At 47.1% G+C, this 14,319-nt stretch carries 9 protein-coding genes; 4 read left to right on the forward strand and 5 right to left on the reverse strand.

Translation table 11 applies throughout. The features are described from left to right. A complete protein-coding gene (locus tag DWX62_RS13605; protein WP_005832438.1) occupies positions 1–1,404 on the reverse strand; it encodes a DUF4374 domain-containing protein in 1,404 nt (467 codons plus the stop codon). 43 nt (positions 1,405–1,447) lie between these two features. Further along, positions 1,448–3,754, reverse strand: a complete 2,307-nt coding sequence (locus DWX62_RS13610) for a TonB-dependent receptor (RefSeq protein ID WP_227186626.1) — start codon at positions 3,752–3,754, stop codon at positions 1,448–1,450. A gap of 364 nt (positions 3,755–4,118) precedes the next feature. On the opposite strand from DWX62_RS13610, the gene eno reads away from it, so the two are divergent. Continuing rightward, positions 4,119–5,399 carry a phosphopyruvate hydratase gene (gene eno / locus DWX62_RS13615; protein ID WP_005831501.1) on the forward strand — a complete coding sequence of 427 codons (1,281 nt, stop codon included), beginning with the start codon at positions 4,119–4,121 and terminating at the stop codon, positions 5,397–5,399. A 355-nt stretch (positions 5,400–5,754) separates the two neighbouring features. On the opposite strand, the gene queF is transcribed toward eno, so the two are convergent. From queF to DWX62_RS13630, 3 genes are all read right to left on the reverse strand, one after another. Next, complete coding sequence (gene queF / locus DWX62_RS13620) at positions 5,755–6,210, reverse strand: preQ(1) synthase (RefSeq protein WP_008664917.1); 456 nt, start codon at positions 6,208–6,210, stop codon at positions 5,755–5,757. Positions 6,211–6,241: 31 nt separating this feature from the next. Then, on the reverse strand, positions 6,242–6,898 hold the full coding sequence (queC, locus tag DWX62_RS13625) for a 7-cyano-7-deazaguanine synthase QueC (RefSeq protein ID WP_005831503.1): 657 nt from the start codon (positions 6,896–6,898) through the stop codon (positions 6,242–6,244). A gap of 113 nt (positions 6,899–7,011) precedes the next feature. Beyond that, entirely contained in the window at positions 7,012–7,692 is a 681-nt protein-coding gene (locus tag DWX62_RS13630; RefSeq protein ID WP_005831504.1) for a queuosine precursor transporter, read from the reverse strand. Positions 7,693–8,314: 622 nt separating this feature from the next. On the opposite strand from DWX62_RS13630, the gene DWX62_RS13635 reads away from it, so the two are divergent. Genes DWX62_RS13635 through DWX62_RS13645 form a run of 3 tightly spaced genes read left to right on the forward strand, consistent with a single transcriptional unit; the run spans position 8,315 to position 14,317 of the window. Then, the gene (locus DWX62_RS13635; RefSeq protein WP_119979733.1) at positions 8,315–11,548 is read left to right on the forward strand and encodes a TonB-dependent receptor; all 3,234 of its coding nucleotides are present in this window, start codon (positions 8,315–8,317) and stop codon (positions 11,546–11,548) included. 15 nt (positions 11,549–11,563) lie between these two features. Then, on the forward strand, positions 11,564–13,354 hold the full coding sequence (locus DWX62_RS13640; RefSeq protein WP_005831509.1) for a RagB/SusD family nutrient uptake outer membrane protein: 1,791 nt from the start codon (positions 11,564–11,566) through the stop codon (positions 13,352–13,354). A gap of 27 nt (positions 13,355–13,381) precedes the next feature. Further along, positions 13,382–14,317 carry a hypothetical protein gene (locus tag DWX62_RS13645; RefSeq protein ID WP_016274291.1) on the forward strand — a complete coding sequence of 312 codons (936 nt, stop codon included), beginning with the start codon at positions 13,382–13,384 and terminating at the stop codon, positions 14,315–14,317. The last annotated feature ends 2 nt before the right edge of the window (positions 14,318–14,319 follow it).

Below are 14,319 nucleotides of genomic sequence, written 5' to 3' on the forward strand. Positions count from 1 at the left end.
TTATTCCAGTTTACCTACACCGTTCAGTTGGGTTGCATTGACAACCAGACCTTTGGTAGCTGTTGCATTGGCAGGGTCTACCTTATAGATGGCAGGATAGCCGGAAGAGGTAGTGACTGCCACATATGCGTTGCCATTTTCCATGTACGGGGTATTACCAAAGCCGGAGACATCGCTTGGAAGGCCGTTCACATAAGTCAAAGCTCCAGTGGAGGCATTGAAGACGGCAAGTTGGTTGGCAACCTTGTCTGATGCCGTAATTGCCTTATCATACATCAGCAGCAGGAAATAATTACCTGAAATATACCAAGTCCGCAAGAAAGAGGCGCCATTGGCTTTCTCTTCAAGATTATAGTAATAAGCGGCATCAAATTCTTCTGCTTTGGTATCGATGCGTACAACTCCAGCAGGCAATGTAGTCTGCTGACGCGAATCACTCATGGTCTTGGCATAGCTCGGAGAAAATACATATACATAGCCGTCGTCGGCAAGCCAGTTCATCTGGTAGTACTGTGAACGGTTACGTCCGGCAGCATAACTGATTTTGTCTGTAGTGATGACCTTATGAGAATTCAGTGTCTGATCACCAAAGATAGCGATATGGCATTCATTAGGATACTGGGTCCATTGCAATTCGTCCTTCTCATAGGCACCGCTACCCTGCCCGCCGGATTCTGTCTTTATTAAATCCTCATTACCGGAAAGCACCCACTTGTAGCTACCGTCTTCGTTCTTCTGCATGCAACCATACTGGCTAAGCCCCATGGGAATGGCTGCTGCATAAACCTTACTGCCCACTTGTTCTATACCGGCCAGTGTTACGTATTCACCATTTTCAAGGAAATTTTCGGCAAGAAATGGAGTATCCTTTGTTACCGAGTTCTTTGTATAAGTCTGTTTCTCGACATCCAGATAGGAAATCAAAAAAGATTGGGGAGTATATCCATTTGCATCATTCAGTTCCGTAGGGCCGTCGCCGGTAGAAGTCGTCATTATAAATTGGTCATAATAGCCGTAGGTAGTGAAACGATTGACGTTATACTCCTGGCTACGTTTTTCCAGTTCACCGTTTGTATTCATAATGAACGACTGGGTAGTGCCTGCATTTCCCTGGTGATAGTTCAAGGCATACAGATATTTGTTTCCGTAGAACACCCAGTAAGTAGCCCCATCGTTCACAAGGCCATTGCCGGCAGCAGTAATTTCACCGCTTTCCAGTGACTCGGCTGTCAGCAGGACAGGAACGGAGCTACCTGAAACTGTAGCCGTGGCAGCTATCACATAGTTACCCTTTGAACCGGAACCGGAGCCGGAACCCGGTTCGTCTGTGTCTGTACAAGAAATTAAAGCCATTCCGGTCATTGCCATTGCAAAGAGGCCGGACAAAAGATAATTCTTCTTCATTTGTTCTTCTTATTAATTACACCTATTAAAACCATTATATTTATTAATCACCAAAATGTACACGTATCTTGCCATAGAACGCACGCCCGGCTTTCTGAAGGCTGAAGTTGTCGTACAAATCCTCGTTCGTGAAGTTGCGGCATTCAAACGAGATATTGTAACGGCCATTCTTCAGACTATAGCTCAATGTCAGGTTATGGGAGAACTGGTCGGGTACCATGAAATCCTTGTTCTTGCTACCGATGGCCTGCGAATAGTAGGAGAAGCTGTGCATGTACTGGTTGTCGTAAGTCACGGACAGTATATTCCCTTTCTTCCAGAGGTCGCGCCAATAGAAGTTTACGTCAAAATCAGCAAACTGATAGGGCACATTGGGAATGCGTGCCTTGTAACCGAGATTTTCCACAGAGTTGCCGGTACTGCCGATTTGCATCTTCTCATTGTCACGCACATTCATCTGCGTGAAGTTGCCGCCCACACTCAGCCAGCGTCCGAAGCCATAGCGTGCCGATACATTGTATCCCTTCGTCAGCACCTTGCCGTAGTTGGTATAAGTGGCCCCTTCTTTTCCTCCGCTCAAGTCCTGGATATTACGCTGGATATAATCCTTCGTATTGCGGTATACCACACCGCCTTCCACGTAGACGGAATGTTTTCCAAAACTCCGGGAATAACTCAGGTTCAAGTTGATGTTGTCACTTTTCTCGGGACGGATGCCGATGTCTCCACTCTCCAGGTCTTCGTCACCAAACATCTCTTCGATAGTGGGCAGGCGGTAAGCTTTTTCATAAGAGAGCTTCGCCTGCAAGCCGGGTAGGATGAAGTAGGTTCCGGCAGCACCATATCCCCAAGAGTCTACCGTACGGCTGGTGCGTACATAATTACTACCGGTATCATCCTCGGCCATAGGTCCTGCCACATACTGGCGGTAGTATTTGCCGAATGCCGAGAAGTTCCACTTTTCGGAAGGCATCAGGCGGTATGACAAACCGGAGATATTCTTGCGGGTCTGCTTGGCAATGGCATCCGTCTGTTCTTCCACCGCCAACAGTGAAGTATTATCACGCTGGAATGCACTCAACACATGATTGAAAGTCAGCATGTGGACTCTGGCAATGCGGTAATTCAAGGTCAATGTACCGTTCCAATTGTCATTATCGGCACGGGAATACTGGCGGGACTGTTCGCCGGGACTGTTCAACGGATGTTTCTCACCAAGCCAGTTGTATTCATAGCGGGCAGTATCCACATTCGTAGTGGCATTGCGATTGTAGTTGGCTGTCAACACCATATCCAGCCCCTTGATTATCAAGTTGCGTTTGCTGTATTCCATCGAAGGCATTAGTGAATGGCCGAAGCGGTGCTTTTCTCCGAAGACTGTCTTCTGGCGTACACCGGTCTGTATGTCCTTGTACATGTGCGAATAGGTGAAACCGAACATCAGCCGGTCTGCCCAACTTTTGTCCACAATACCCGCTTTGGCCACAATGGCTTCGTTGTGGTAAGTATCATTGAAACGCTTCACGCGCACCTTCTCACTTTCGTTGAAACTGCCCGTCTCAAAATCCTTTACCGGCGCATCTACATGATAATCGTTGTCCGAGTAGTTTTGAAAGGCATTGATTTCATAGCTGAAACCGTTCTTGAAAGTCTGTCCGAAGTTAACGTATGAGCGGTGGGTATTGAACGAGCCGTAAGAATAAGAAGCATCCAGGAACCAGTTCCGGCGTTTCTTGTTGGTAACAATATTGATGACACCGCCAATGGCATCCGTACCGAAGCCCACGGGAACTACACCCTTATATACCTCTATACGGTCGGCAAAGCTCACCGGAATATTGTTCAGGCTGAAGGAGCTTCCCACACCTTCCTGCGGCACACCGTCAATGAACACCTTGACGTGCTTTCCGCTAAAACCGTCCAGCATCAACTGCATATCCGAACCTACCCCACCCGACTCACGGAGTTTCATGCCCGGAGCCTTGGTCAAGGCATCGCTCAGATTCTTCGTGGTGTTCTGGAGTTCCTTTGTATCGACTGCCACAGCATTGAATGCCGACCTCTTCACCCGGCTTACTCCGGTAGAAACGATAGTCACCTCGTCCAGCTGTTGCGTTTCGGGAGCGATGGTTATGTTCAGCTTCATCCGCTCATCATTGACCAGTTTCACCTTTTTCTCCACCTTTGTATAACCTACGGCAGACACCACCAGCGTATAGTCGCCGGCAGGCGCCTTGATGTGATAGAGGCCTTCCTGATTCGTGGTTCCTCCATAACTCGTCCCTTTCAGATAAACAGTCGCAAAATCCACCGTTTCTTTTTCCGTAGAAATGATTCTACCCGAAATCATCCCTCCTCTCCTCTGCGCATGTACAGACAGAGAAGCCAACAGAAGGAAAAACAGCAGCGAGAATTTAAGTGTATATGCTTTCAATTTTATAATAATTATAATGTTGTTAGTAAACCGGTGCAAAGGTCATTATTAACAGCCAGCTGTGCAATCGCTTATTGTAGGTAATTATATGGAGTGGATTTATCGTATATATCATATTACGCAATCACCATTGATGGGTATTATCAATAATAAATCTAAAAAAAGAGGAGCCGGGAAATGAAAAACCCCTATTTATAGGTATTGCCCAATATGCCTTTTTGTACGACCTTTGCTGCAAATTAAAACAAGACAACGGACAATAAATTATTAAAGTTTAAGTATGAAAATTGAAAAGATTGTAGCCCGTGAAATCCTTGATTCACGCGGCAATCCCACAGTAGAAGTGGACGTTATTCTGGAATGTGGTGTTATGGGACGCGCAGCAGTGCCTTCCGGTGCTTCTACCGGCGAGCACGAAGCGCTGGAACTTCGCGATGGCGACAAGCAACGCTACGGTGGTAAAGGTACACTAAAAGCAGTAGAAAACGTCAACAAGATAATCGCACCGGCACTGATTGGCTGGTCGTCACTGGAACAGCGTACCATCGACCACAAGATGCTTGAGTTGGACGGCACGCCTACCAAATCCAAGCTGGGTGCCAACGCCATTCTGGGTGTCTCACTGGCAGTAGCCAAAGCCGCTGCCAATTATCTCGATATACCTTTATACAGATATATCGGTGGAGTAAATACCTACGTAATGCCGGTCCCGATGATGAATATCATCAATGGAGGTTCACACAGCGACGCTCCTATCGCTTTCCAAGAATTTATGATTCGGCCGGTAGGCGCCTCTTCCTTCCGTGAAGGCCTGCGCATGGGAGCCGAAGTATTCCACGCCTTGAAAAAAGTGTTGCACGACCGCGGCCTCAGCACTGCCGTAGGTGACGAAGGCGGTTTTGCACCGGCACTGGCAGGAACAGAAGATGCGCTGGACTCCATCATGAGCGCCATCAAGGCTGCCGGCTACGAACCGGGCAAGGATGTGAAAATCGGTATGGACTGTGCCTCATCCGAGTTCTTTAAGAACGGTATCTATGACTACTCCATCTTTGAAGGCGAAAATGGTAAAAAACGTACTGCCGACGAACAAATAGCTTACTTGGAAGATTTGATTAATAACTACCCGATTGACTCCATCGAGGATGGCATGAGCGAAAACGACTGGGAAGGCTGGAAGAAGTTGACCGAACGCATCGGCAACCGTTGCCAGCTGGTTGGCGACGACCTGTTCGTGACTAACGTGGAATTCCTTGAAAAAGGTATTGCCATGGGCTGCGCCAATTCCATCCTTATCAAAGTCAATCAAATCGGTTCACTCAGTGAAACGCTGGATGCTATCGAAATGGCACACCGCCACGGTTATACCACAGTGACTTCTCACCGTTCCGGCGAAACCGAGGACGCCACCATTGCAGACATTGCCGTTGCCACCAACAGCGGACAAATCAAGACCGGTTCTCTGAGCCGCTCCGACCGCATGGCGAAGTACAACCAACTATTGCGCATCGAAGAAGAACTGGGTAACCTTGCTGTCTATGGCTACAAAAGAATAAAATAACCCTTTGTAGTGAATAAGTCATAAAGAGGGAATAGCGTCTTTGGGAAAAGGCGCTATTTTTATTAAAGAATCGTCTATATCTTTGCAAAAGTCATCCCCTACTATCCTCTATAGGAAAGATTCTTTCCAAGATGGTAGCAGGTTAATGTTTCATTGACTAAAGACTATTCGTCCGACAGTCGTTACATTATCGTCCGACATATGTTTAATTATCGTCCGATAGCTGTTGGACGATAATTAAACATATGTCGGACGAATAGTTTTTAGTAAGCAAGAATATAAAATATAGCGGCGCAACAATCATTTGCTCCCAAAGCCTCCCTTTATTATTTACGGAGGCCTTCAAAAACAGTCCTCATTCACGGTTCATCAAACGATGCTCTGCCATCTGCTCGAACTTCGTGCCGGGACGTCCGTAATTGGCATACGGATAAATGGAGATGCCTCCGCGCGGGGTGAAGATACCCGTCACCTCAATATACTTAGGGTTCATCAAATGAATGAGGTCTTTCATTATGATGTTCACGCAATCCTCGTGGAAAGCACCATGATTGCGGAAGCTGAACAAGTAGAGTTTCAAACTCTTGCTCTCTACCATCTTGACATCGGGGATATAGCAAATACGGATTTCCGCAAAGTCCGGTTGCCCCGTGATGGGACAGAGGCTGGTGAATTCGGGGCAGTTGAAACGCACCCAGTAGTCATTGCCGGGATGCTTGTTATCAAATGCCTCCAATACTTCGGGGGCATAGTCCTGACGGTATTCTGTCTTTCTCCCCAAAAGGGAAAGTTGGTCTTTCAATTCTGTCATAGCCATATATTTTTAGTGATACAAGTGTGCCTCATTTAGTAGAAGCCAAAAACTTTTCCAATCCTTCTCTGCGCAACGTGCATGCCGGGCAGTGTCCACAACCATCTCCCGGGATACCGTTATAACAAGTCAGCGTTTCGTGACGTATAAGTTCGAGCACTCCAAGCTCGTCTGCCAGCGCCCAGGTCTCCGCTTTGTCAATCCACATCAGTGGTGTGTGCAGTACGAATTGCTCGTCCATAGCCAGGTTCAGCGTCACGTTAAGCGACTTGATGAAAGCATCCCGGCAATCGGGATAACCGCTGAAATCGGTCTGCGACACCCCCGTCACAATATGATTAATCCCCCGCTCGCGGGCGTAGACGGCGGCTATACTCAGGAAAAACAGATTGCGTCCCGGCACAAAAGTATTCGGAAAGCTGTCTGCCGGCTTCTCCTGGTCCATCTCCATGCCGGCATCTGTCAATGAGTTATGTCCCAGCCGGCCGATAAAGGAAACATCCATTACTTCGAACTCCACACCTGCCTTACGGGCAATGGCCCTCGCCAAGTCCACTTCCTTCTGATGTTTCTGTCCATACAGAAAACTCAGCGCATACACTTTCTTAAATTCACGTTTTGCCCAAAAGAGGCAAGTGGTCGAGTCCTGCCCGCCACTGAATACCACCAAAGCAGTGTCCCTATTCATCTTGTTAAAAGCCTCTCCCCTTGCCCTCCCCCGTAGGGAGGGAAACAGAGAGGGCATTGCTAATTATTTGTTTGACATAATAACTGATTTCCCCTCACTACGGGTAAGGGGCTTTAAATATCGCCTATTTTCCATACTTTATAGGAGATGCCTTCATCATAGACATCACTACCGTCTATCCGCTTAATAGCTTTTACCACACGGATAGTCACAGGCAGTATCAATACCTCGTACATGGACTTCAGCAGAATCTGGATACACATCATCACCAGCAACTCCCGCCATGCAATGATTCCTCCGAACGCCACCGGAAAGAAAATCAACGAGTCTGCCGTCTCACCAACCACCGTCGACCAAATGGCACGTGCGGAGAAATTACGCCCGTTGCTTGCCAGTTTCATGCGGCTCATTACGTAGGCATTCAGAAAAGAGCCCACCAAGAATGCCGTCAGACTGGCTATGACAATACGGGGCGCCATTCCAAAAACAAAATTGAAATGCGCGGCACCATCCCAGAAAGGGGCGGCAGGCAACGCCACGGCTATCAGTCCCAGCATTACCACAAAAAAGTTCATGGCAAAACCGCTCCAGATAATCAGGCGGGCTTTACGAAAGCCCCAAACCTCGGCAATGCAATCGTTGATAATATAAGAAATCGGGAAGACCAGCAATCCGGCTGTTACGGTAATACCAAAAACCTGGATAACTTTAGTCTCAAGAAGATTGGCTGCAATCAGGCATACATTGAACAGAATGCCCAGCAACATAAAAGGTACAGATACTTTTTGTTTCATACTCCTGTTTTTTACGTGGTGTTCTAGAATACACGACCGCTATTCACGGCATCATACATTTTAAATCCGGTTGCAAAGGTACAACAAGTTTTGCAAATGAACAAACAACATATATTTTAACTAAAACTCAAGCAAGACAAAGCTCCTTTTTTTTATTCGAAGTAATTACAGACAGTGCATATTTAGTTAACGAGACTTAAATAAGATTTCCCAAACCAAGAATATTATTTACAATAGTTTTAAAAAACATAAACCAATAGCATAAAAATCAATATATTAACTGATTTTAGCACAAAATCAAAAACATGCAACCAAGTTTGCTCTCAAACAAGATTTCATTCACGCAAATTTCTTAAGCAAATAAAATAATGGACAACATATTTTAATACATACGATTCTATATTTTAAATAATGAAAATTAGGATTATATTTGATAACAACAATCCGGAAGCTCTGGAAAGCACATTGATATTAACCAAGAATATACCATATTATATATAGTAACCTTAGAAAAACAATGAATGCCTATGATTTACCCGAAAGCCCCAAGACACTATTAGTGTCATCTTCTATTCAACCTATTTATTTTGAGATCCATTAGCTTAAACAAAAAACATCTATTATGAATGAAAATCGTAAACGAGGAACATCGAACAACAAAATCCTCACAGCAATTGCCATCGCCTCCCTATTTATAGGAAGCAGCAAAATCATGGCAATAGAGACCTACTCGGAAAATTCATTCGGAGTGACAGAACAGATGCAGGCACAAACAGCCCGCGGTATTGTTGTCGACCAGAATGGAGAGCCTATCATCGGAGCAAGTATCTTGGAAAAAGGTACTACCAATGGAGTTACCACCGACTTATACGGTAAATTCTCGCTAAACGTAAAAAGAGGTGCCACCCTGGTCATTTCCTACATCGGTTATAAGACGCAGGAAGCCAAAGCAGATGCCAACATGAAAATCACCCTTACAGAAGATTCCGAACTACTGGATGAAGTAGTTGTTGTCGGTTACGGTGTACAGAAAAAGAAACTTGTCACCGGCGCCACTGTACAAGTGAAAGGAGAAGACATAGCCAAGCTGAACACTGTGGATGCCCTGGGCGCTTTGCAGAGCCAGTCACCGGGTGTCAACATCACGCAAAACAACGGCTTCCTGGGTTCGGGCTTTAAGGTGAATATCCGCGGTATCGGTACTACCGGAACCTTCTCCCCGCTTTATGTGGTAGATGGAGTTGCCAACGGTAGCATCGACGGGCTGAACCCGAGTGACATTGAATCTTTGGACGTCTTGAAGGATGCCGCTTCCGCCGCCATCTATGGTGCGCGTGCTGCCAACGGCGTTATCCTGATTACCACCAAACGAGGTAAAACCGGCGTTGCCGAAGTCAGTTACGATGGCTATGTCGGTGTGCAGAACCTCTACAAAATCCCTACTATCCTCAATGCCCAAGAGTACATGATGATGCAGGATGAAGGCCGTGTAATGGACGGATTGAGTCCGTACAACTGGGCGACCTATATTCCGGAAAGGGATTTGCAGGCCATACAGAACGGAACATGGAAAGGGACAAACTGGCTGAAGGAAGTGCTGAATGAAGATGCATTGGTACAGAACCACGCAGTCAACATCACCGGAGGAACAGACCGTTCCAGATATGCCATAGGTATTTCATACACCAACCAAGAAGCCACCATGGGAGTTCCCGGCGAATTTCCAGAAATGAACCGCTACAACTTCCGCGTCAACTCGGACCACGTAGTCATGAAAAAAGGCAATCTTGACTTCCTGAAAGTAGGCGAAACCATCAACTACAAATATTCGCAAACGCAAGGTTCATTCGGAACCGGCGGCATTTATTGGAACGGAGTGCACAATATGCTCATCATGAGCCCGTTGATGCACCCTTACAATTCAGACGGAGACTACTACCTCTACGCAGACCAGGAAAAGGACAACTACAAATGGGATATCTCCAACGGAGCCAATAAAAACCCGATAGCTTATCTGGACTACTATATGAACCAGAACCTAAGCAAGTCCCATTACATGCAGAGCAGCTTCTATGCAGAACTGCAACCCATCAAGAACCTGCGTATCAAGAGCCAGTTCGGTTACATCATGGGAGCCTCCAGTTATCGTTCCTATTTGCCGAGATTCGATTATCTGAGTGCGTCACTCAACAACGCAGAAGACAAGGTTACCCAATCCATGTCTATGTATAACCGTTGGTCATGGGACAATACAGCCAACTACATCTTCAATATCGATGACCATAACATCGACGTCCTGGTAGGTCAGAGTATTGAAAAATGGGGTATGGGAGAAGAAATGAGCGGTTCAGCCATAGGCTCAAACTTCTATGACTTCAAGCACGCTTATTTGTCCAATGTTCCATTGACCGCCAACAGTGTGTCCTCCTTGACTGGCAAGCCTAACGGGGAAGGTTCCATCGCCTCCTTCTTCGGACGTATCAACTACAACTATCAAGAGAAATACATGGCTTCTGTCATCATGCGTGCGGACGGTTCCTCCACTTTTGCCCGCGGACACCGCTGGGGCTACTTCCCTTCAGTATCCGCCGGATGGGTTATCAGCAACGAGTCCTTCATGTCAGGAATCAAATGGCTGGACTTCTTAAAGCTACGCGCTTCCTGGGGGCAAAACGGTAACTGTAATGTATCTACTTTCCAATATCTTTCACTGATAACTTCCAACAACGGATATGGCGGTTATACGTTCGGCGACTCCATGGACCTCATCAGTACCGGTTCATACGCCTACCGACTGACCAACCCGGACCTTACCTGGGAAACACAGGAGCAATTGAATTTCGGTATCGATGCACGCTTCTTGAACAACCGCCTGGGCTTTGAATTCGACTGGTATAACAAAAATACCAGAGACTGGCTGGTTACGGCTCCGGTACTCTCTTCCTTCGGTGCCAATGCAGTGTCCGTCAATGGCGGTAATGTAAAAAACACGGGTATTGAAGTAGGACTCCACTGGAACGACAACATCGGAAAGGATTTCCAATATGGAGCCAACCTGACCCTTGCTCACAACAAGAATGAAGTGACCAAGATTGCCAACAAAGACGGAATCATCCACGGTAGCGGCAGCGTTCTGTGGGAAGGAGCCGAAGAGTGCTTCCGTGCTGAAGTAGGCAAACCCATCGGCTACTTCTACGGCTACAAGAGTAACGGCATATTCCAGAACCAGGAACAGATAGACAACTACAAAGGTCCGAAACTGAACGGCGACAAGACACAGCCGGGTGACGTAATCTGGGCAGACACCGACAATAGCGGTACGCTCGATGCCAATGACCGTACTATGATAGGTAACCCGAATCCCGACCTGACAATGGGACTTTCCCTGAATGCCAGCTGGAAGGCCATTGACTTCTCAATCACTACTTACGGCGCATTCGGCCAGCAGATTCTGAAGTGTTATCGTGACTTCTCCTCCTCACCCTTGAATAACTATACAGCAGAGATATTCCAACGCTGGCACGGCGAAGGTACGTCCGACAAGTTCCCGAGACTGTCCAGCGCTTCCAGCTCCAACTGGAACAGAGTATCAGACATTTATATCGAAGATGGAGACTATCTCAAGATAAAGAACATCACTGTGGGGTTCGACTTCAAGAAAGCATTCAAAAAGTTACCGGTACAACAGCTGCGTCTGTATCTGACCGCACAGAACCTCTTTACCTTCACCGGCTATTCCGGTATGGACCCGGAAATCGGTTACGGCGGCGACGATTATGGTTGGGCATCAGGCATCGACCTGGGCTACTACCCCAGTGCACGTACCTATATGATAGGCTTAAATGTAAAATTCTAATTAACCGAAGAAATTATGAAAAAGATATTATTCATAGCATCAGCAATACTGATTCTTCTTTCAGGATGCGAAAACTTCCTCGATTCGGAACTTCTGACCGAAAAGACAACCGCCAACTTCCCGGAGACAGAAAAGGATGCCCAAGAGATGGTGACGGCCATATACGCCCATCTGTTGTTTGAAAGTCCTGAAACCTCTTCCCAGTATTACATTGCCCAGTTGGCAGGTGACGACTGTCTGGGAGGCAACCTCTCCTACTCCAACAACTGTGCCACCAACTTCCTTATGTACAGTGGCAATCTGAATACATTTGCCGGCATCTGGGACCGTTGCTACACCCTTATCAACCGTGCCAACAATGCCATCAACACAATGGAGAATGTGAAATCATGGTCCAGCGAGAGCGAACGTAACCGACTTTTCGGTGAGTCCTACTTCCTGCGTGCCATGGCTTATTATGAGCTGGCACAAGTTTTTGGCGGAGTTCCTTTACGCACCACACTGGAAAGTACCAACCTGCCGCGTGCATCCGTAGACGAAATCTACGCCCAGATTGCAGCCGACTTGAAAAACGCCATTGAAATGATGCCGGCAAAGATTTATCCGAAAGGCTCAGACATGACCGGACACGCTACAAAATATGCTGCCGAAGCCATGATGGCACGTGTATTCCTTTTCTATACCGGACGCTACGAAAAAAACGAGCTCCCCAACGGAACTACCAAAGAGGAAGTCATCTCTTGGATAGATGACTGTGTAAACAACTCCGGTCATAAACTGGTGTCCGACCAACGCAACATCTGGGCCTACACCAACGATGCTACCGAAGACAATACCGAAGGGTTCCGTTACCAATACGTTATCAACCATAACCTGAAATGGGAAGGAAACAGTTCCGACGAAACTTTATTCGCCAACAAGCATAACCTGAAATCCGACTGGACCTATACCTGGTTCTCCAACACATGCGCGCAATTCTATTCACCGTCTGCCGACAACTATTCCAACAAAGACAGTTATCCCTTCGGCACCGGTTGGGGAGCTGGCCCTGTATCTCCGGCTATGGTCAACGAATGGAAAGACTGGGCCGCCAAGCAGACCTATACGGACGGTTACAAGGAGGATCCCCGTCTGACCGGTTCCATATGGTCGTACAAAGCACTTGATCCGAATGTTGCCGGCAATGTACTGATGGACTGCACCATGGACGAGGGTGAACCGGAATATACCGTATCCTATCGTTACTATGAACAAACCGGCTATTTCCAGAAAAAATACATCAATATCAATTCCTACAATGAAGGCAAAATCGAACCTTTCGGCAAGCAGATGTTCCCCGGAATATCTTCGCAGACATCCCAACAGCTACTCCAAATTGCCGACTTGATTCATATCCGTTTTGCCGACGTTCTGCTCATGCAGTCCGAGCTGAAACAAGACGCTACGGGTCTGAACAAGGTACGTGCCCGCTCCCACTTGGCTCCGGTGGCCTACTCCCTGGAAGCCATCAAGCAGGAACGCCGCTGGGAACTTGCATTCGAGTCCATCCGCTGGTGGGATATCCTTCGCTGGTCGGGTCCTTCGCTTGAGGAAGCCGGTGACATACTCAACAAACAGACCGGGTTCAATATAATAAATGCCGCTACGGTGGTACCGATGGTAAAATTCGACTATAAGAAACGCCTACAAGCAACCCAAGGCTACTGGCCCATTCCGCAAGACGAAATCGACATCTCCAATGGAGTCCTTGAGCAGAATCCAGGCTGGGATGCATCTGCCCAGTTCTCGGATTGGAACAATATGTAAGAGTATTAACCTATAAATAAAGACAATATGAAAGTAACAAAAATATTGATAGCAATGCTTGCTTCAGCCTTCATCGTTACTGCATGCGATCCTATCGAAGACGAAGACTTGCGAGACAAATATGTGACTGATGCCGGTACACCCATAACCAAAGAGGCATTACAAGCCGCCATATCCATTACCCAACCCTTCCCCAACCAAGACGGAGTAGTGGAAGGCGACCAGTATATAGCCCTGAAAAACTCCCGCCCGGACATTGGCGGTTCATGGCACATAGAATGGGGGGGCGAAGGAAGTAAACAAAGTAAGACTCTGGTCACGGACAACGCTACGGTCATCATGGAGTCCAATGCGGACTATTCCATCTACTATATGGGCATTTCCGCCAATCAGATTATCAAGACAGATCCGGTTGTAGTGACTGTGACCAATGTATTCGACGATTGGTCCACTTACTTCACCGGTGCAACCGACAAGAGTGACAAATCTGCCAAGAAGACCTGGAAATTCCGTGAAGTCAGCTGGGGTTCCGTCTGCAATATGGGGGCTCATGGAGGCTGGAAATATACCAGTGCAGGCTATACTCCCGAATCAAATTTTGCCTGGTGGGCCAATGTCACTGCCGCCGAAGCGGGAGACCAGTCCATGGTATTCGAATTCGACGGAAACAAGATGAAAACCTATGATGCCAGCGGAAACCTGAAGGCAGAAGGTACTTTCTCCTTCACACACGAAAAACCGGAAGACGGAGTACTGGGTGAACTGATAACAAGTATCCCCACCATCGGAGGAAATTATGACGACAACGGACAAAGCGTAGGCAGCAACAAATTTTGGCTGCTGACACTGGATGAGAACTATATCACAATCTATCATCCCGGCAAGTATAGCGGTGGTGTGGATTGGGACGACAGCGGCTGGTATGCTTATTTCAAGACTGAAGCAGAAACCGATTCTGAATAATA

This window comes from Bacteroides sp. AF20-13LB, from assembly GCF_003603065.1.
Taxonomy (GTDB): Bacteria; Bacteroidota; Bacteroidia; order Bacteroidales; family Bacteroidaceae; genus Bacteroides; species Bacteroides uniformis.